This window comes from Salinirussus salinus (assembly GCF_009831455.1).
Taxonomy (GTDB): Archaea; Halobacteriota; Halobacteria; order Halobacteriales; family Haloarculaceae; genus Salinirussus; species Salinirussus salinus.
In genome coordinates this window covers 244,941-263,635 of sequence record NZ_WOWO01000002.1, presented here as the reverse complement: position 1 = coordinate 263,635, position 18,695 = coordinate 244,941, and the positions used below count along the sequence as shown (strand labels likewise).

18 protein-coding genes and 1 pseudogene are annotated in these 18,695 nt (G+C 66.7%); 2 read left to right on the top strand and 17 right to left on the bottom strand.

Features of this window, described 5'->3' with window-relative positions; all coding sequences use genetic code 11:
• Positions 1 to 6: 6 nt before the first annotated feature.
• From GN153_RS04510 to GN153_RS04495, 4 genes are all read right to left on the bottom strand, one after another.
• The gene (locus tag GN153_RS04510; RefSeq protein WP_159900258.1) at positions 7 to 1,242 is read right to left on the bottom strand and encodes an ABC transporter permease; all 1,236 of its coding nucleotides are present in this window, start codon (positions 1,240 to 1,242) and stop codon (positions 7 to 9) included.
• Between the two features lie 28 nt (positions 1,243 to 1,270).
• On the bottom strand, positions 1,271 to 2,497 hold the full coding sequence (locus GN153_RS04505; RefSeq protein ID WP_159900256.1) for an FtsX-like permease family protein: 1,227 nt from the start codon (positions 2,495 to 2,497) through the stop codon (positions 1,271 to 1,273).
• Position 2,498: 1 nt separating this feature from the next.
• On the bottom strand, positions 2,499 to 3,233 hold the full coding sequence (locus GN153_RS04500) for an ABC transporter ATP-binding protein (RefSeq protein ID WP_159900254.1): 735 nt from the start codon (positions 3,231 to 3,233) through the stop codon (positions 2,499 to 2,501).
• Positions 3,234 to 3,365: 132 nt separating this feature from the next.
• Positions 3,366 to 5,708: a PGF-pre-PGF domain-containing protein gene (locus GN153_RS04495; protein ID WP_159900252.1), complete on the bottom strand. Its 2,343-nt coding sequence runs from the start codon at positions 5,706 to 5,708 to the stop codon at positions 3,366 to 3,368.
• A gap of 156 nt (positions 5,709 to 5,864) precedes the next feature.
• Here GN153_RS04495 and GN153_RS04490 point away from each other — a divergent pair, with 156 nt between their 5' ends.
• The gene (locus GN153_RS04490) at positions 5,865 to 6,935 is read left to right on the top strand and encodes a hypothetical protein (protein WP_159900250.1); all 1,071 of its coding nucleotides are present in this window, start codon (positions 5,865 to 5,867) and stop codon (positions 6,933 to 6,935) included.
• An 80-nt stretch (positions 6,936 to 7,015) separates the two neighbouring features.
• Here GN153_RS04490 and GN153_RS04485 read toward each other — a convergent pair whose 3' ends face one another.
• The 3 genes from GN153_RS04485 to GN153_RS04475 form a co-directional block, all read right to left on the bottom strand.
• On the bottom strand, positions 7,016 to 7,936 hold the full coding sequence (locus GN153_RS04485; protein ID WP_159900248.1) for a haloalkane dehalogenase: 921 nt from the start codon (positions 7,934 to 7,936) through the stop codon (positions 7,016 to 7,018).
• Between the two features lie 95 nt (positions 7,937 to 8,031).
• The gene (locus GN153_RS04480) at positions 8,032 to 8,697 is read right to left on the bottom strand and encodes a hypothetical protein (protein ID WP_159900246.1); all 666 of its coding nucleotides are present in this window, start codon (positions 8,695 to 8,697) and stop codon (positions 8,032 to 8,034) included.
• A 16-nt stretch (positions 8,698 to 8,713) separates the two neighbouring features.
• Positions 8,714 to 9,070, bottom strand: a complete 357-nt coding sequence (locus tag GN153_RS04475) for an SHOCT domain-containing protein (RefSeq protein WP_159900244.1) — start codon at positions 9,068 to 9,070, stop codon at positions 8,714 to 8,716.
• 185 nt (positions 9,071 to 9,255) lie between these two features.
• On the opposite strand from GN153_RS04475, the gene GN153_RS04470 reads away from it, so the two are divergent.
• Entirely contained in the window at positions 9,256 to 9,450 is a 195-nt protein-coding gene (locus tag GN153_RS04470) for a heavy-metal-associated domain-containing protein (RefSeq protein WP_159900242.1), read from the top strand.
• A gap of 732 nt (positions 9,451 to 10,182) precedes the next feature.
• Here GN153_RS04470 and GN153_RS04465 read toward each other — a convergent pair.
• From GN153_RS04465 to GN153_RS04420, 10 genes and pseudogenes are all read right to left on the bottom strand, one after another.
• Positions 10,183 to 10,535, bottom strand: a pseudogene (locus GN153_RS04465) (type II toxin-antitoxin system PemK/MazF family toxin).
• Positions 10,532 to 10,903, bottom strand: a complete 372-nt coding sequence (locus GN153_RS04460; RefSeq protein WP_159900240.1) for a MarR family transcriptional regulator — start codon at positions 10,901 to 10,903, stop codon at positions 10,532 to 10,534. The pseudogene GN153_RS04465 and the gene GN153_RS04460 overlap by 4 nt, the downstream one beginning before the upstream one ends.
• 212 nt (positions 10,904 to 11,115) lie before the next feature.
• Positions 11,116 to 11,586 (bottom strand): glycosyltransferase, encoded by a 471-nt coding sequence (locus GN153_RS04455; RefSeq protein WP_159902178.1) that lies wholly within the window; start codon positions 11,584 to 11,586, stop codon positions 11,116 to 11,118.
• Positions 11,587 to 11,615: 29 nt separating this feature from the next.
• A complete protein-coding gene (locus GN153_RS04450) occupies positions 11,616 to 12,884 on the bottom strand; it encodes a sulfatase-like hydrolase/transferase (RefSeq protein ID WP_159900238.1) in 1,269 nt (422 codons plus the stop codon).
• Positions 12,881 to 13,816, bottom strand: a complete 936-nt coding sequence (locus GN153_RS04445) for an NAD-dependent epimerase/dehydratase family protein (RefSeq protein ID WP_159900236.1) — start codon at positions 13,814 to 13,816, stop codon at positions 12,881 to 12,883. Before GN153_RS04445 ends, GN153_RS04450 begins: the two co-directional genes overlap by 4 nt.
• A gap of 7 nt (positions 13,817 to 13,823) precedes the next feature.
• Positions 13,824 to 14,969 carry a glycosyltransferase family 4 protein gene (locus GN153_RS04440; RefSeq protein WP_159900234.1) on the bottom strand — a complete coding sequence of 382 codons (1,146 nt, stop codon included), beginning with the start codon at positions 14,967 to 14,969 and terminating at the stop codon, positions 13,824 to 13,826.
• A 9-nt stretch (positions 14,970 to 14,978) separates the two neighbouring features.
• Positions 14,979 to 15,206: a hypothetical protein gene (locus tag GN153_RS04435; RefSeq protein WP_159900232.1), complete on the bottom strand. Its 228-nt coding sequence runs from the start codon at positions 15,204 to 15,206 to the stop codon at positions 14,979 to 14,981.
• A 306-nt stretch (positions 15,207 to 15,512) separates the two neighbouring features.
• Complete coding sequence (locus tag GN153_RS04430; RefSeq protein WP_159900230.1) at positions 15,513 to 15,914, bottom strand: type II toxin-antitoxin system VapC family toxin; 402 nt, start codon at positions 15,912 to 15,914, stop codon at positions 15,513 to 15,515.
• Entirely contained in the window at positions 15,911 to 16,126 is a 216-nt protein-coding gene (locus tag GN153_RS04425) for a DUF7557 family protein (protein WP_159900227.1), read from the bottom strand. The genes GN153_RS04430 and GN153_RS04425 overlap by 4 nt, the downstream gene beginning before the upstream one ends.
• 445 nt (positions 16,127 to 16,571) lie before the next feature.
• On the bottom strand, positions 16,572 to 18,692 hold the full coding sequence (locus GN153_RS04420; RefSeq protein ID WP_159900225.1) for a DUF2206 domain-containing protein: 2,121 nt from the start codon (positions 18,690 to 18,692) through the stop codon (positions 16,572 to 16,574).
• Positions 18,693 to 18,695 lie beyond the last annotated feature (3 nt).

Below are 18,695 nucleotides of genomic sequence, written 5' to 3'. Positions count from 1 at the left end.
GCCCGGTCACTCCGAGCGCAGCGCCGGGAGGACGCGCATCCGCGCCAGGTAGACGCCGGCGACGATCCCGCCGAGACAGCTCACGGCGACGGCCAGGCCGAGCCCCCCGAGCAGGATGGCCGGGGAGACGGTGACGAGCCCCTGAAAGCCCGTCACTGCCTCGGCGACGTAGTTGACGCCCCAGAGGCTCGGGACGGCCAGCGCCACCCCGACCACCCCGCCCAGTAACCCGATACAGACCGCGTTGCACCCGACCAGGACCAGCAGTGAGGTGCCGGACACGCCGGTGGCTTTGACCGCGCCGAAGCGCTCCCGGTGGCGGGTGACGAAGGAGAGCTGGAGGTTCAGAAGCAACAGCACGCCCGCGAGGACAGCGAGCGCGACCAGGCTGGCGCCGCTGACGAGGACGACCGCCTGGTCCTGCAGCGTCGCCTCGAGCTGGTCGCGGTTCGTCCGCACCGTGTACTCCGGATACCGGGTCGCGAGGTCCCGTTCGACCGCCGTCACCGACGCCCCGTCCGTGAGCCGGACGGAAATGAAGGTCGCGCGGTCGCTCGCTGTCGTGCCGACGAGCTCCTGGAGTTCGCTGAGATGGAGCGTGGCGGTCGGCGCCCCGACGAACCGGGAGTAGGTGGGTGAGATGCCCACCACGCGGAACTCGTGTTGCCGGGCCGCTGCGAGCGTGCCACCGACGTGGACGGTGTCGTTGACCGACACGCCGAGCAGGTCGGCCGCCCGCTCGTTGAGGACGGCCTCGTAGGTCATTGGCCCCGAGTAGTTACCGTCGCCGTAGTGAACGTCGCGGTACTGGAACGGCCGCCCCTCGGTGATCGTGACCGAAGGGCCCCGTGCGGGCGCGCCCACGGCCACGACCGTCCGGAATTCGGAGGTGTTGGCACTCGCGTACACCGTCTGGAAGGTCATCGGTACGGCCGTCGAGACGGCCTCGTGGTTCTCGATTGAATCCGCGAGGTCGTGTGCCCCGACCAGCGAGTTCTGAAAGCCACCGACAGAGCCGGGGCGGAGCTGGACGGGGCCGCCGGTGACCCACAGGTCCCGGCCGGACTGGTCGAACTTCTGCTGGCCGGTCTCGACGACGCCGGCCCCGACACTCACCAGCAGGACCGAGGCGAGCACGGCCATCGCGACCCCGAGGACCGCGAGGACCGTCCGCGTCCGGTCGTGCCACAGCTGTGCGCCGGTGATACCCGCCAGCGCCCGCACCCGCGCCAGCCGGCTCACCGCGGTAGCACCCCGCGTACCGGTCGGGTCACCGCGCGACCACCTCGAGCGGGTCGGTCCGCCGGCTCAGCAGGATGGGGTACAGTGCCCCGAGCAGCCCGATGACCGCGGCCACCGCCAGGGCGTACCCCAGCAGGAGCGGGTCGAACCTGGCGACGGCGCCGACCCCGGACGTCGCGCCCCCGAGGAAGTTCATGGCGAGGATGGCCAGCAACCCCAGGACGACCCCGACGACGCCACCGAGCAGCGAGACAGTGACGGTCTCGGCGGCGACCAGGAGCGACCGCGACCGCCGGCCGAGGCCGAGCGCGGCCAGCGTCCCGAGGTGGCGGCGGTCCGCGTTCACCTCCAGTCCCATCAGCGTCGTCACGAAGAGCACCCCGACGACGACAGCCGAGACCAGGGCGGCGACGGCGACGGCCAGCGGCAGGTTCGACGCCGTCACCTGCTGGGCGGCGAGCCCGCTCCGCGTCACGACGGTCGTCCGCGGGTAGACACGCTCCACCCGCTCTCTGACCCCCCGGTCGTCGGTGCTGACCAGCACCTGGTCGGCCAGGTCGCCCTCGGTCGCGCCGGTGAGCGACTGGAGTTCGCTCAGGTGCACGAGCGCGAGAGGGGGCGTGCCGACACCGGTAGTCGTCTCGCCGGACCCGACACCGGAGACGGTCAGCGACCGGTTGGCTCCACCCCGGACGAGGTCGAGGCGGGCACCCGTGGAGGCGTTGGTGAGCGTCGCAGCGGCTTCGTTGAGCACGACATCCCCGGTCCAGGGCCCGTCGTAACTCCCGTTCGCGTAGTGGGGGTCCCCGGGAGCGAGCGGGTCCGTCGGTAGCCCCAGCACCGTCCCCTCTTGGCGCGCGACGACGCCGACGGCGAGGACGTACGTCTGCTCGCCGGTGGTCGCGTCCCGCACCGGCAGCAGTTCGAGCAGGACCGGTGTCGCGTACTCGACCCGCGGGTCGGCCGCGAGGCGCTCGCTCGCCCCGTGCACCCCGCCGAGCTGGACCCCACCGGTCGAGACTGCGAGCGACTGCACGTCCGCGCCTTTCGGAACGACCCAGTAGTCGACGTCGTCCCCCTCGATGACCGTCTGGGAGGCCAGCCCCAGGGAGATACCGGTGACGGCGACCATCAACCCAACCGCCAGCCCGACACCCAGCACGCACAGGAGGACTCGCTGTGGGGCGATCCGGACCCGGCCGACGATCCGGCGTGCGCCGAGGCCCACCAGTGCCACGAGCCGGTTCCCGGGCATCTCAGTCGTCCTCGCGGAGCGTTCCGTCCCGGAGGTGGAGCACCCGGTCGCAGACGTCGAGTGCTTGCTCGTCGTGTGACGCGACGACGACCGCGCGCTCGTCGGCGACCGCCTCGAGCGCCGAGAGGACCGTGTCGCTCGTGGCTGCGTCGAGTTCGCCGGTCGGTTCGTCCGCGACGAGCAAATCCGGTTCAGTCACAAGCGCCCGGGCGATGGCGACGCGTTGCTGTTCGCCGCCGGAGAGCTGCCCGGGTTTGTGTCTCACGCGGTCATCGAGCCCGACCTCCTCGAGGCGGGCCTCCGCTCGCTCGCGTCGCGTGCTCTTCCCAAGCCCCTGTTCGACCAGCGGGAGCGCCACGTTCGCCCGCGCGGACAGCGCCGGCAGGAGGTGAAAGCGCTGGAAGACGACCCCGACGTGGTCCAGCCGGAGCCGGGCACGACCCCGCGCTCCGAGCTCGCCGACGTCCTCGCCGGCGAGTCGGACAGTCCCCGAGGTGGGCGTGTCGAGCCCTGCGAGCAGGTGCAGGAGCGTCGATTTTCCGCTCCCGCTCGGGCCGGCGGCCCCGACTACCTCGCCGCGCGCGACGGACACCGAGACACCGTCGAGTGCCCGGACGGTGGGTCCGTCGCTCGTGAACCGTCCCTGACCGCGGGTGTACTCGCGGACGAGGTCGTCACCCGAGACGACCGTCTCCCCGACCGTGGCCGTCTTCTCGTCGGTCTTGCTCGCAGTCATGGGTGCTCGTGACCGGCACTGCACCGCTCGGGCGCGGGTACCACATCCCACCGAGTCGTGGCCCCCACAGAGCGGCCGAGCCGGCGTGCAGGCACGCGGTGCCGGCAAAGGGTGACGACGGGGTCGGGGGAGCTACTCCGTCCGGCGGTCATACCACACCCCTGTCGCGAGGAGGCCGAGGATGACCAGGACGAGCACCACCAGCCCGAGCCCGCCGAAGCCGTCCTGACCGTCCGAGTCTCCCGGTGGCGTCGCCGTCCCCGGGCCGGCGGTGCCCTGACCGGGATTGCCCGGCCCGGTCGACGGCGTCGTCGGAGTCAGCGACTCGACGGTGAGCGTCCCCGCCGTTGTCCCGTTGATCGCGACCTCGTAGTCGCCGGCGGTGTCGATTGCGACCGGCACTGTCGCCGTTTCGGTTGCGTTTGCCGGCACCGAGATTTCGGGGGTCGCCAGAACTTCCCCGTCGGCTGTGACCTCGAACGTGGCCGTTCCGTCGGCCCCGCCCGCGTTCTGAACCGTCACCGAGAGGTCGACGCTGTCCCCGGCGGTGACGGTCGCCGCACCGAGAGAGGCTTCTGTCACCCGCAGGTCGGCCGCGGGTGCCGGCGGGGCACCGACGGCGAACGTCGAGAACCCTGGCGTGGTCGCCTGGAATCGGTTGCCACCCATGTAGTCCGTCTCGACCGGGACGTACTCGCCGCCGGTGAAGCGGTACATCACGATGTCTTCGGGCTCGACATCCGTCTCGTCGAGAAGCGACTGTGAGACGGTGAATTCGAAGGTTCCGGGCGTCGTGTCCGGGTCGGTGACGTTCTCGAGGTCGGCGGTCACGTAGCCCACCGATGCCGCGCGGTCGAGTGCGGGCGTGCCACTCGGCGGCCCCTGCCCTGTCGTCACCCGGGTCGTGACGTTCGTGGCCGGTGTGGAGGGTGTGACCTGCAGGCGCTCGACGGTGATCCCACCGCGGTCAGTCGCGGTCGACAGCGAGACGTCGAGTGCGACGGACTGGTTCGCTGCCACGGAGGGGACCGTCGCGGTGACCGTGTTGTTCGTTCTGGTCAGCGGCGGCTCGATCACCACCGGCTGTTGTGGGGGTTCGGTCTCACCGTCGTCCGGGGGCTCGGGTTCCCCGTCACCGTCGTCGCCGTCACCGGGCGCGCCGCCACCGCCCGGGGATGTGCCGCCGTCTCCGGGAGGCGGTCCGCCACCGCCGTCGCTGTCGTCTTCGTCGTCGCTCTCCTGTTCGATGGTGACTGTCCCAGTATCGGTGACCATCTCCCCGCTGTCCTCGCCGACAGCAACGTAGACGAACCGATAGTCGCCAGTCGTCCAGTTGTCGAACGTCTCGACGGTGATTTCGGTGTCACGATGGGTCGTGTTGATGACTGTGGCCGACCCGTCGAGGACGATGTCCTGGTCGTCCGAATTGTCCTTCACTTCCGGCAGGTCGGTGCTTGCTTCCTCGCCGATGAAGTCGACGATGGTCCCGACACTCGTGGGTCCCGAGACCGTGCCGTCACTGAAATCGACCCCGAGCGCGCCGATCCGGTCCGCCGTTCGCCCCACGCCGTTGACCTCGTCGATATCGGAGTAGAGGGTGCTGTCCTCGCTGAGGTTGAAGTCGCTGGTGACGCTCGCGTCTATCTCGTGGACGAACGACTGGGCAACGAATCTGTCCTCGTCGTAGAGCACGACCGCCTGCTCGATGTCGGTTCCCTGGATGCTACTTCCGGCGTCGACGTCGAAGGTCGCGTTGTCCCCGGGCTGGATCGAGCTGGGTGGGGTCACTGACCCTGAGCCCTTGCGGACGACGACCTGCTCCATCCCGACGACCGTGACCTCACCGTCGACGCCGACCCCACCGTCCGTGACGGTGAAGCCGTCCTTGCCGGTCTCGTTAACGGCGACGAAGTAGAGGTAGTGGCCGCTCTTGCTGGGCGTGTCCGAGAACTGCACTGTCCCATCTCCACCGACGGCGAGCGACGGGTCGACCTCGGTGAACGTCGCGTTTTCGTTCGCGTTGGACGCGGTCACCTGGTCGAGGGCGTCGGAGAACGACGACGGGACGGTCCCGTCTCCAGACTCCTCGATACGGGCCCGGACGACCTCGACGTTCTCGTCGGCGAATCCGGCGTAGTTCGCGAGACTGTCGTCGAAGGTGAACGTGATCTCCGTATCTGTACCGTAGACCGCAAGCGGGTCCTTGTTCAGGTTGGCCTCGTTGTCACTTGTATCGACCACCCGCCACTCGGCGTTCGGCACCGTGTAGGCTGCGCTCGCTGTGTCGGCGCGGAGCGGGAGGACCGCCCGGTCCCACGCCGACACGCTGTCGCTCACCTCGAACACGTCCGCCTGCGGTGGCGGGTCGGTGTGGCCGGTGGCTCCCGCGGCCGGAACGTACGAGAGAACTGACACGATCACGACCAGGGCGACTACCAACGCGGGGACACCCCGTCTCCCCCGAGCAAGAGACATTTATGTCGAACAAGATAGGCGCAGATTAAAACTCTTTATCCAACACTTACCCGGCGGGCAGGTCGGCTACCGGCTTCGCGGCTTCGGGTCGGAGACGTGCCCCCGAAGACTCGGGTATCCGTACCTTTCTTGGGAGGCGACCCCGGACGTGGAGCTATGCGTCCCCGCGGGCTCCTCGTCGTACTCGTTGTGGCACTCAGTCTGAGCGCCGCCCTCACCGCGGCGAGTGGCTATCAGGTCTCCTCGGACAGGGCCATCGACGTCCCGGAGCGGACCGTCGACGTCCAGCAGCAGTCTCACACCATCGACTCGATGATCCGCGCGAGGGCCGGTGACCAGGTGACGGTCAGCGTCGACGCCCCCGAAGAGGTGTACCGACTCCACATCCGTAACAGCGAGGAGCGGATCGAAGCCTCGAAACGCGGTGATGGAAGTGACACCTTCACCTACGACCTCTCCGGGTACGAACCGGGCTCCTACGCAGTCTCGCCGTACGCAGACGGAGTCTATCAGGACGTGCTGCCGCTGCTCGTCAGCGGGTACGAGGTCGCCGCCGACGCGCCCTCGGAAGTCGAGCAGGGCGACCAGTTCCAGGTGGCTATCGACGTATCGCGCGTGGACACCGCCGTCCCGCCGGAGCCCGCGAAGGTACAGGCCGTGCTCGCAGGCGACGGGGAGGTCAACACCGTCGAAGCCTCAGCATCCGGGTCGGGGTACGTCGCGACGGTCGACGCCTCCAGCCTCGATGCGGGCGAGTACACCCTCTACGGCATCGCCCAGGGCGAGGAGGAGGCCTTCGGCCGGCAGGAACTCCTCGGCCAGAGCGACGGGCGCTCGCTCACGGTCCGGGAGGGGGCCGCGAGCACGCCGCCGTCGACCGACAACGGTGACCGGGGGGCAGGCGACGGGACCGAGGTCCCTCCGCCGACGACGAGCGTCTCGTCACCGGTGACGCCCCCCTCGACGACCGTCACGCCGACGAGTCCGCCGGAGCCACCGACTGACTCGGGGCCGGGAACTACATCTCCTCCGCCCTCCGGTGACAAGACGGGAAGGGCAGCGACACAGTCAGCGACCTCAGACGGCTCGGGAGAGTCCGCCATCACGCCACGGACCCGAACGGGGACGCCCCCCGCCGAAACGACCGGTGATGGCACGCCAGGATTCACCGTTCTCGGGACTGCTGTGGCGGTGCTTGTTGCCCTCCTCCTGCTCGGGCGGCGGTGAACACCCCGCGGGCGGGGACCGGTGTCTGACGCCCCGGGTCCGGGGCGGTGTATCGAGACAGCCCTCACCGTGAGAGGGTCTCAGCCCCGCGTCCGGCGGACGAAATCGGTGACGTACTCCGCGAGTTCTCCCCCGGCCTCCTCCTGCAGGAAGTGGCCGGCGTCCTCGATCCAGATGTCGGGCTGGTCGTCGGCCCCCGGCACCAGTTCACGCAACTGGTCGCGGTAGTGGCGCGTCACGTCGTCGGCGTCCGAGAACGCAGTCAGGAACGGCTTGTCGTACTCCTCGAGGTCCTCCAGCAGGTCGGCGTGGAGGTCCGCGCCCGGCATGTCGGGGTCCTGGGGCACCATCGGCGGCCAGGCGTAGGCGCCGGCCTTGGTCTCGTCGTCCGGGAACGGAGCGTCGTAGGCACGAGCGGCCGACGGTGACAGCGTCCCCTCGCAGGAGAAGTCGATGAGGCCGGAGATGTCGAACGTCGCCAGCGGGAGGTCCCGTGCCGCCTCCACCATCTCCTTGAAGCCGTACCAGGTGTCGGTGAGCGTGGTGTCGCGCTCGCCGTCGGTCAGCAACGCGTTTGCTGCGACGACCCGGTCGAACCGGTGGGGCTGCTCCGAGACCGCGAGCGGCAGGCCGAGCACCGACCCCCAGTCCTGGCAGATGAGCGTCGCTTCCTGGAGGTCCAGTTCCTCGACGAAGGTCTCCAGGGACTGGTAGTGCATCTCGAAGCTGTACTCCTCGACGGTCGTGTACTTGTCCGACCGCCCGAAGCCGACGAAGTCGGGGACCACGACCCGCCCCTCGGTGCGGAGCTCGGGGATCATCTTCCGGTACAGGTACCCCCACGTGGGCTCGCCGTGGAGGCAGAGAAACGTCTCCTCGCCGCTGCCAACGTCGACGTAGGCCATGTCGGCGTTGCCGTCGACCGCCGTGACGTACTGTGGCTCGTAGTCGTACCCCTCGAGGTGGTCGAACCGGTGGTCGGGCGTTGAGCGAAGCGCCATGTCGTGGGCAACACTCGGCGTCCCAGTAAATCTGGGGGCGAGCGGCTTCGAGGCGGGTGGAATCTGGCCAGCGATAGAGCCGAGTTAGAGTCCCGTCAGGTCTCACCGCCGTCGGCGGCAGCCCCGGCAGTCCTGTGACATCGATACCCTTCGTACAGGGCCGGCAGCCCCAGCGGTAGCGCGAGGACGCCGAACAGGCCCAGCGCGTACGGGGCGACGCTCAACCGGCGGGCGGCGACGACCGTCGCACCGACACCCAGTACAGCAACGAAGTACGCGGCGTTGCTCCAGAGCGGGTCGTACGACGAGCAGTACAGCCAGCAGACCAGCGTGTACGACGGGGCGTTCCACGTCGCCGGCTCGAGTTTCGGCCAGAAGAACCGACAGTAGGTGGTCCAGGCGAGCATCGCGAGCACCGGCAGGCCGGCGAGCCACGCCGTCGGCCCGCCCGGGAGGCGGTCACCGTATCGGCGGTACCCTGCGAGGAAGAGTGCCGGGAACCCCAGAATCCAGAGCCAGATGCCGAGGGTGTACGTCACCGGCCAGTGTTCGACCCGTGGCTGGGTCACTGGCAGTCGCAGCGACGCTGGAAGCGTCGCCCACGGAAACGAGGGGTCGGGCACCGGGTTCGTGAACAGCGCGACGACCGCCAGCAGCGTTCCGGCACCCAGTCCGTAGAGGGCGTAAGTGGTGTACCGGTCGAGCCAGTGCGGCAGGGACGGGCTGGCACGCCTGTGGTCAGCGAAGGAGGGCTGGGTCATGGTTTGGTTTGTTTGGTCAGATGTCTCGTTGAAGTCTCTCGCGTCGGCTTTCGTACCCCTCATCGGAGAGGTCGCCCCGGGCGTAGGCGAGACGGAGATCTTCCAGAGCCTGGTCGGAGTCGTCCTCGTCAGTCAACGCGTGGTAGAACAGATAGCCCACGGCGATGACGACGGCGAGCGCCACCAGCCGGAGGACGACACCGGCCAGGGTCATCCACCAGGACGACTGTCTGGTTCCCCAGACCCCGCCGTCCCACATCCCAGTCATTGCGGGGCCGAATCCCATCGCCCCGCCCACTAACACGGGCAACAGCAGGACCGCTCCGAAAAGGACGAGCACGAGCGTGACGAGCTGTCGGTCAGTCTGTGACATCGTGATCACCATCGGGAAGTGGCCATGACTGGCGCTCAACTATACCTACAGAGTCCTCGTTCAATGCGCTTATCGTTACGAACACTCCGCTCGTTCGGAACGAGATTTTGGGTTCGAAACCGAGCGTCAATCGCTTCCGAAGTATCGAAAGAAAAGCCGCAAAAGAGGCCGACGTAGATATCGATATGACGACAATCACCGTCGAGGGGATGTCGTGTGAGCACTGCGAACAGACCGTCGAAGAGGCGGTGTGTGAGCTGAGCGGCGTCAATGGCGCCACAGCCGACCGCGAGTCACAGCAGGTCGAGATCGACGGCGACGCTGACATCGGCGACGTGGTCCGCGTGGTCGAGGACGCTGGCTACACCGCTTCTGCCTGACGCTGTTAGGATAGAGAAAACTACTCCTTTCGCTGAATCGGGGTCGGACACCGTTCGATCCAAACTCCGCGTGACCGGCTAAGGACCGGCTATCGGGTCATTGATCGTCGGAAACCCACTCAATCCGGGATCCAAACTCCGCTCAGAGCCCGCAAGTAGTGGCTAATTCGGAGTTTGGATCGGTAGTCTTGGAACCGCCCCCCGGCTGTGGGGATGTAGACGTGACCGGATTCCGTCTGGCGATTCCGAACGTGGGAAGACTGTCCGACGTGAAAGGTCGCTCGTCATTTGTGAGTTACTTCGGGCCGGCTTCGGATCCAAACACGGTTGCCGTCTTGCGGTTTGCTGGTAGCCACCTCGGTGGGCTGCCCACCATCAGAGCGACAAGATTTCAAACCAGGGCGCTGAGCACGTCTCCGGGGTCTCTTCGGCAAAAATAAGATTATTACGAGAGTTGACTCTCGCGGACGAAACTGGTCCAAAACCGGGATCAAAACTCCGAATTCCCTCTACTTGCGGGCTCTACGGCCGTGTTTGGATCGCAGTTGACGGCCGTAGCTTTCACTTCCGTGCCGCTTCGGGGATCTCGTCCAGTAACGCGGAGTTTGGATCACAGGTTCGGCCTCGTTGAGACTGGCGGGGAAATATCAATCGTCGTGGGATTGTGCCCGCCCTGAGGCCCGATGAGATCCCTTCCTGGTAGTACCCGGGGTTGTCCTGGTAGCACAGCCGCTATCGAAGTTCTTCGACGAGGGCAGCAACAGCCTCGTCGACGATATCGCTCTCCAAACGGCCTTGCCAGAAGTCGATGTCTTCGTGGTCGATCGACTGGATACCCCACGGGACGACCCGACTCTCCTCGGGTGTCCCACCACAGACCCAACTTCCATCGGGGATGTCGACGAGCCCATCCATCCAAGATTGCGAAGTCAACGTCACCGCGAGGTACTGCTCGGCGTGGAACGGGCGCCCCTCGTGGTTCGAGAGAACGAGCCAGGGTCGGGCATTCTCTTCACTCTTGAATGGATCATCACCGTAGACGACATCCCTCGCTCGAAGACTGGGCACTCTTCCTCGTCAGTCACTGCTCGCTCTCCACGTTCGGATGAGATTCACCGGGTGCGTGCTCACGCCACGATTCCTTGTCTTCCGCTCCGAGTCGCTCGTTGAACAGTGCCGTCGCCCGCTCGTAGCCACTGTACCCCTCGAGCCGGTCTTCGTCGTCGGTCACCGCCCAGTACGTCGCCTTGTGTTCGACCAGCCCTCGCTCTTTCAGCCGCGAGAGTGCGGTACTGACTGCGCCCTCGTCGGCACCGAGTTGGGAGGCGACCTCGCGCGCTTTGAAAGCACGGTCATCGTTGGCAACGAGAAACCCGAGTACCTGGTCAGGGACGGAGAGGTCCGCGAGTTCTTCCTCGCTCGTGTTCTCGAAGGTGTCCCGGTCGATCGACATGCCTGTGTACGAGTACGGCGAGGATTGTAAAAAGTAATAGGAATGAAAGGTACGAAAGGACTGAAATACTGCTGTGAGGCATCCTTCGAAACGGTAGGCAATGGGTCCACCGACACCTCCACTACCCTTGCGGTGAGTTGTTGATGATTCTCCTAACGACAGTCTCAGGCGAGGACAGTCTGCACAAATGGGGATCCCAGCAGGTGTTAGCTTCACGTTGCCCTCGCCCGTTCGGAGACCTCCTCCGCCTGGTCGGTGACCTTTCCCCAGTCGAACTGTCGCGCTCGCTCTCGCGGATCGCCTGTTGGGGCCTGTCCGGAAAGCCCGGCGTCGGGTGCAGCGGCGACGCCCTTGCGGGTCGGCACTGGCAGGTAGCCCGCGTCGCCGACTACCTCGTCCGCGGCGGGGTCGGGATGGTCAGCGCCGACGACGAGACAGCCGGCGGCCATCGCCTCGGCGTAGGTGATCCCGAAGCCCTCGCGGGTCGACGGCGACGCGAACACGCTAGCGGCGCGCATGTGGCCCAGGACAGCCTCGTACTCCACCAAGAAGCCGAGGAAGGTGACTTGGTCGGCGTGGTCGAGCCGGCGGGCCTGTCGGCGCAGGCGCTCTGCCTCGGGCCCGTCGCCGATGATGCCCAGGGTGGCGTCGTGCTCGGCGGTGACGGCGTCGAAGGCCTTCAGGAGGCTGTCGACGTTCCGCGAAGTTGGGACTAAGCTACGTCAGCGACGCTTGAGGTGATCGACAGCAACTCTTCTTCGTGGTTATACCGCCGCTGCGTGAGTGGCCTCAGCGTCTCGTGAATCGAGCTGTCTATCGGAAGGGGCGACTCCTCGAGCGTAGCCTCGCGCAGGTCGTAGGTCTCCTCACGGGCCACTTGTCCGTCCTGCCAGGAAACGATCTGCTTTGCTTCTTCAGTTCGGACTGCGATCAGATTCCGGTCGGTCCGCCCGTCGTAATCCGACGCGACGGCCCAGTTACCGACCTCCGGCCGGTCGTCGCCGCCAGTGAATTGGGAGACGATCGACGGGACCTGCGTGAGCGAGAGCGGTTTGGTGTGGTCGTCGATCCCGTCGACGGCCTCCGAGACAACGAGCGGGACGTGGATGTTCTCCTCGTACAGCGAGGGATAGAAGTGCCCGTATATATCCCGCTCGCCGAACGCTTCGCCGTGGTCGCCAAAGACCACGTACACGGGGTCGAACTCCGCCAGCCGTTCCTGGAGTTCGTAGAGCAGCACGTCCCCGAAGCGGACCGAATCGTCGTAGATGTCGACGATCTTCCGGACCTCTTTCTCCGAGAGGTCAGGGTCCATCTCGTCGATGAGCTGATTGCACCGCCAGTTGTAGTAGTACTGCTCGAAGAGGCTGCTCCACTCCCGGTGCTGTCGGGGAGTGAGATGCGGAAAGTGTGTATCGAGCGAAAAAACCCACAGCAGGAACGGCTCCGACTGGTCCTTACACCACGCCTCGATCTCATCGATGTACCGATCCCAGGTCTTGAACGCCTCCTCGCGTCGCAGGTAATTCCTGAAGTTCCGGACCAGCGTGTACAGCGTGGAATCCGAGAGGTGCTTCTGGAAGACCTGCTGGTACTGGTCGCTGGAAAAGAGGAAGTCCTCGAAGTGGTCGAAGCCTCTGTCGAAGCCGTAGTGGCGCGACGCGTAGGCGTTCGGATTGAACGCACCGGTCGTGTACCCCCGGCCGGAGACTTCCTCGGCGAGCGTGCCGTAGCGCGCGAGGTGGCGGCGGGCGTGGTCCGGGTCGGCAACCCGGTCTCTGGCAACCATGGGCTCGCCGGTAAAGACCCCGGCCATCGACGGGTTCGTCCGCGAGGCAGGCGAGATGGCGTTCGTGAAGCCGACGCCCTCCTCGGCCAGCTCGTCGAGATTGGGGGTCGTGTCCCGCTCGTAGCCCATGTACCCGCAGTGGTCCGCCCGGAGGCTGTCGTAGGTCACGATGACGACGTTGCGCTCTGTCACGCGACGACCACCTCCTCGTCCTGTTCGAGCAGGTCGCGCAGGCCCGCGACGAACTCGACCTCGGGCTCCCAGCCGAAGTCAGCCCGGATGCGGGAGATGTCGGCCTGGAGGTGCGGCCGGTCGCTCTCCCTGACGCGGTCCTCGTCCTGAACGACCTCGATCTCCTCGCCGAGGGCCTCGCTGGTCTGCTCGACGACCTCCCGGACCGACCACTCGGTGCCTGTGCCCACGTTGTAGGTTCCGTAGCCGCCCTCGAACTCCGCTAGCAGCGTCCTCAGCGCGCGTGCCACGTCAGAGACGTGGACGAAATCACGCTTGGGCGTCAAGTTTCCGAGTTCGATCTCCCGGTTGCCGCGGCGGACCTGCTCGAGGACCGCGGGGACCAGGTGTTCGTTCGTCTCGCTGGGGCCGTAGACGTTGAACAGCCGGGCCGTCACCGTCGGCACGCCTGTCTCCCTGTGGAACAGTCGCATCAGGTCTTCCCCGACCAGCTTGGTCTCGCCGTAGATGTCCATCGGACCGGTTTCGGAGGCTTCGCTGTTCGGGCCCTTGCGGGGCGGATAGACGGCCGCCGAGGAGGCGAAGACCATCGTGTCGAGGCCAGGGAGGTCGCGGGCCGCGCTGACGAGCTTGCGGGTGCCCATGGTGTTAACCTGGAACGCCTCCTCGGGATTCGCGTTACAGTAAGGAATGTAGTGGAGGGCAGCGAGATGGACGACGTCGGTGGGCTCGAACGCGCGGATGAGGTCCGCGAACTCCTCGTCTCTGATGTCGACAGTTTCGAGACGGGCGCCGGCCGGAACGAGCGACGGCGTGCCCGAAAAGCAGTTGTCGGCGACGAGCACGTTCGCGCCAGCGTCGGTCAGTTGCCGGACGAGATGCGAGCCGATGAACCCTGCCCCCCCAGTGACGAGGATATCGCGGTCTGACATCAACTGGTTAGCCGTCTGCCTGCACGGCACTTGAATATACGTCTTCGAGGTCGTCGACGATCACATCCCAGTCGTGGGCCCAGCCGAACTCCCTGGCTCCGGTAGAAAGGTCCGCGAGGAGGTCGTCGTCTGTGAGGAGGTCGACGACGCGGTCGGCAATGGCCTCGGCGGAGACCGACGTAATGAAGCCGGTGACGCCGTCCTCGACGACGGCCGTCGACCCGTTCTCCTCGTGGTCGACGACGATGCTCGGGACGCCACACGCGTTCGCCTCGAGGATCGTGTTCGGGAACCCCTCGCGGGTCGAGGGCAGCACGAACACCGAGCCGGCCTTGATATTCCCGATGACGTCGTCGTCGGCCTCAACGAAGCCCAGAAAGTCCACCTGGTCGGCGACGCCGACGTCCTTGGCGTGCGCTTCGAGACGGTCGCGCTCGGGGCCGTCGCCGACGATACAGCAGGAGAGCTCGCGGTCCATCCGCCCGGAGGCGATGGCCGCGGCGTCGAGCAGCAAGTCGACGTTCTTGTGCTCGGAGAGCCGGCCGACGTAGACCAGGTCCCAGTCGGCGTCCGCTGCGGGGATATCCTGGAGGCCGTCGAAGTCGACGCCGTTTTCGACGACCTCGAGCCCGTGCGTGCGGCCGATGGCCCGCAGGTCCGAGGCGATGTACTCCGAGATGGGGACGACAGTGTCGGCCAGCCGGACGGTGGCGCGCTCGACGGCCTGCCCGAAGACGCCCTTCCAGCCGAGGTAGTCGTGCCAGTAGTCGTCCCAGACCTCGTACCACGTGACGACCAGCGTCGAGTCCCGGAGAAGTTCGTGACCTTTCCCGACGAAACAGGGGAAGTAGGGGAACTCCTGGCAGTCGATGATATCGAAGTCCTCGCGCAGGAGCGGGGGAACGAGGCTGGCGGCGAAGGTGAGCGCCTGGGGGATTGACCGTCGGCCGTCGACGTACAGCTCCCTGGGCTCGCAGACGCCGTGGAGGGTCACACCCTCTTTGGTCATCACAGCCGGGCCGTCCCAGTAGTGCATCCCGTAGAGGTGGACGTCGTGGTCGTCGGCCAGCCGCCTGGCCAACTCCCAGACCCGCTTCTGGGCGCCGCCTTTCTCCCATGGATGAACTGCGTCATACAGGTATGCGACCTTCATCGAGCGGGATTACTCGTTCAGGTAGCCCAGCGACTTGAGCCGTTCTTCGACCTGCTCCTCGTCGACTGTCTCTCCGGAGAGGTCGTTGTCCTCGCCGGCCTGGTGGAGTACCTCCTCGAGAACGTGGGTGACGTAGGCGTTCACGTCAGCGAACTCGGTGTGCTCGACGCGGTCCGCAATCTGCGACCGGACGTCGGCCGGGATCTCGACGGTCGCCTGCTCCCCCTGTTCGCTCATGCGTGCATGCTCTGATGCGAGCCGAAAAGGCCTGTCGGTTGGCGGGGATTTCGAGCCGGCTTCCGGGGGACTTCGGCTGGTGCACAGGCCGTGCACGTTGAGGTCCGACCAGCCCTCGTCGCCCGTCTCGGCCTCGAGTTCGTCGGCGGAGCCGCGCCAGCGCTCCAACCGCCGGCGACAAACGCTCCCACGCCGATTCTCACCAGGGCTCGCCTCGAGACAGCAGAGGGCCCGTTTTTACTGGGGTGAGTGTCGGGGAGGACGTCAGCAGCCGACACCGACGGTCGAGCGGGTTTGCGGGCGTCGCTACTGAACGATGTCGACGGACAGCAGTTCGTGAATCGGTTGCTTGTCGAAATCGGTCTTGTTTCGGGTGGCGAGCGTACACCCGTGCTCCCGGGCGGCTGCTGCTATCAGGAGGTCCGGGACAGCGAGAGACGTGCCGGCGGACGCGAGACGAGTCCGCAGGTTCGCAGCCTGGGTGGCGACGTCGGCATCGACAGGAATGATTCCGTCAATGGCGTCCTCGACGGTTCGTCGCTCCGTCTGAATCGTATTGTGCGCCGAGTATCGCTGCAGGTACTCGAACAGGACAATCGAGGGGAGGAGCCACGGCTCGGTGCTGTGAGCGGCGAGGTAGTCGGACACCGCTGGATAGGATTCCTGTGAGGCGTAGCGGCTGAACACGTCGTTGTCCAGGCAGATCATGCGTCGAGGCGGCCGTCCCAGTCCTCGCGGGCGTCTTCACGGGCGTCTGCCATATCGGAGACGACATCGTCGTCCGCGAATCCGCCGAGTTCGTCGACATCGCGCTCCCGCCGGGCAAGGCGGGTGAGAAACTCGTCCCAGCTTTCGTCGTCCTCTTTCAGCACGCTCAGCATAGCTTTCGTGTCGTCGGAGAGACGGATGGTGGTGCTCATACGTATACGCTGTATACGGAGTGGTGTAATCGTTTCGACGGTCCGTGGCTCTGTCCCGTCAGCGACAGCCAACCGACGGTTTCGCGACTTCCTCTGGAGCGAGGGACTCCGGGGAGATCGTGGTGTCGACGGCACTGCGGACAGCAAGAAAGCCCCCGCTCGCTCGGCTAGTGCGACTCGCTGTGCTCCTCGCCTCGCTGCGGTGTCTGCTCACGGGCCTTCGGCCCGTTCGCACGGGCCGAGGCGCCGGAGGCGCCTCGCGGCTTGCGTCGTCTCAGGCGCCGAGCGCGAGGTCGGCTCCGCCGACCTCGTCATACCGTGGCGGCGAAGCCGCCACGCGAGCGGCCCCTTTCAGCCCCACCCGCGTTGCCCAGCCAGACAGGGCATTTTCGGTGGAGTGCGCCGGAGTGTCTCGGACCGACAGCTTCTAGAGGGCCGGGCGCCGTCAGCACATGAGCGTCGCGCCGCCGTTGGCGTACACGGTCGAGCGCGCGCTCGTGTCGAGGTCGGAGACGTTCATGAAATCGTTGCTGAGGTGAGCGGAGGGCATCCGGATCACGCCGGCGTCGACGCTCAGCGGGCTCAGGTAAATGCAGCTGTCGCTGGTCGCCGCGGAGACGTTGCCGTGGTAGTCGTACGCCGGGACCGGCCCGCGGATCTCCCCGGAGGTGGGGTTGCCGGGCCAGCCGCTCCCGTAGACGTCGCCGGTCCCGTGGCGGGCGAGCCAGTCACCCCCGCGGGCGCCCGTATCAGGGAGGGTTTGCTTGTAGAGGTAGCTCTTGCTCTCGGCGTTGCCCTCCCGGATGACGCTGTCCTGGTAGACCAGCACGTTCGGCGAGTAGTCGTTGGTCACTGTCGCGGCCAGCAGCCCCGAGGAGAAGATGAAGAAGGGAAGGAGGATGGCCAGACAGGCGGCGGTGGTGGCCCAGCGGGGGACCGCCGACCGGCTCGGGATGGCCCCGAGGATCCCCTCGACGCCGATGGCGAAGAGGGGGGCGACGACGGCCAGCGAGACGGCGATGGTCCGGGCGGTGTTGAACCGCTCGACGGGGCCCAGCGTGACGGCGGCGAGCGCGCCACCCATCGTGGCCATCGCGAGGTAGGAGACGTTGGTCTCGATCCCGTCCTCGCCGCGGACCGCGCGGGAGGCGGCCACGAGCCAGCCGATGCCGATGACGGCGAAGAGGACGATTGTCAGGAGCTTGATCCCGTTCAGCGAGAGCGAGGAGAAGGAGCTGGCGGCGTAGTTCGCGGTCGCGGAGTTCGAGGGCTGGAAAAAGCCCTCCTGGAGGCGGGCGGCGAACTCGGTGACGAAGCCCACGAGCGTGTTCAGCGTCGCGGCGTCGGGCGGGGCGTAGGTGTACCACGCGTAGTCGATGAGCGCGATGAGGGCGACGGATGGCCCGGTGAGGTGTTCGTGGAACCGGGCCTGCTGGCCGGTCAGGCGGCGGCCGACGGCGCCGACGACGAACCCACCGAGGAGGATTGCCAGGAACATGTAGCCCGCGCCGTAATGGGAGACGAACACGGAGGTCCCGAAGGTCACCAGCAGGACCCGGCGGGTGCGGGCGGCGAGGTCGGCGTCGAGCAGCACCTTCACGAACAGGATGATGAAGAGGATAGCGATGGCGGTCCGGGTGTTCCGGGCGAGAACGGTAAAGAAGGAGAAGAAGAACATCAGCGCGCCGGCGGCCAGGTAGCCGGCCTGGGCGCGGCCGCGGGTGGCGAAGGTCCGGTACAGCGCAACTGGGGCGGTCGCAAAGAGGAGCGGGTGGGCGATCTTGAAGACGTGGCGCACCTCCAGCCCCGTCAGCAGGGAGTGCAGCGGGTGGAGGAGGACGATCCGGAGCATGACAGCCTTGTTAGCTTTCGGAAGGTTCGAGGGGTCCCAGTGGCCGGCCTGGAGGACAGTGTAGACCAGATTGGCTTCCTTGCCCTGGTCGCCCCACAGCAGGAACTCGCTGATGAGGCTGTTGTGGAGGAGCAGGGCGAGCGCGACGGCGAAGATCAGCATCGCGCGGTGGAACGGCTGGAATGCCCCAAGGAGGTAGACGAGGCCGACGAGCCCCAGCGCCAGGACGACGAAGACGTTCGTCCCGGCGCCCGCGACGACCAGCGCGCCCACGGCCGCGGCGAGCGGGAGCGTGGCGAGGAGGTAGGGCTGTGGCGAAGAGGAGAGAGCGATGTCAATGCGGTCGCCAGGGACGCGGCGCTCGACACAGAGTCCGAGCACGCCGAGAAGCGCGGCGAAGGAAATCCAGACCGGGAGCGGGCGGATCGGGTCGATGAAGAACAGCCGGTTGGCGAGATTGACGACGAAGCCCAGCGCCATCAGCAGGGCGGCCGAGAGGCCGAAGCCGTAGAGCGTGGCCCGAATGTCGACAGTATCCGAGGCGGTGAGGGCGAGATAGCCCAGGAGTCCTGGAACGAGGAGCACGAGCAGCAGAGAGGCCGGCGCGACGAGCTGGGCGGCGAGTGTCTCGGGAAGCAAGAGCGCGACGCCAGCCGTCCCGAGAGAGGCCGTCGCGAGTACCGCGTAGAGGGTCCGCTTGGAGACTGAAATCATCAG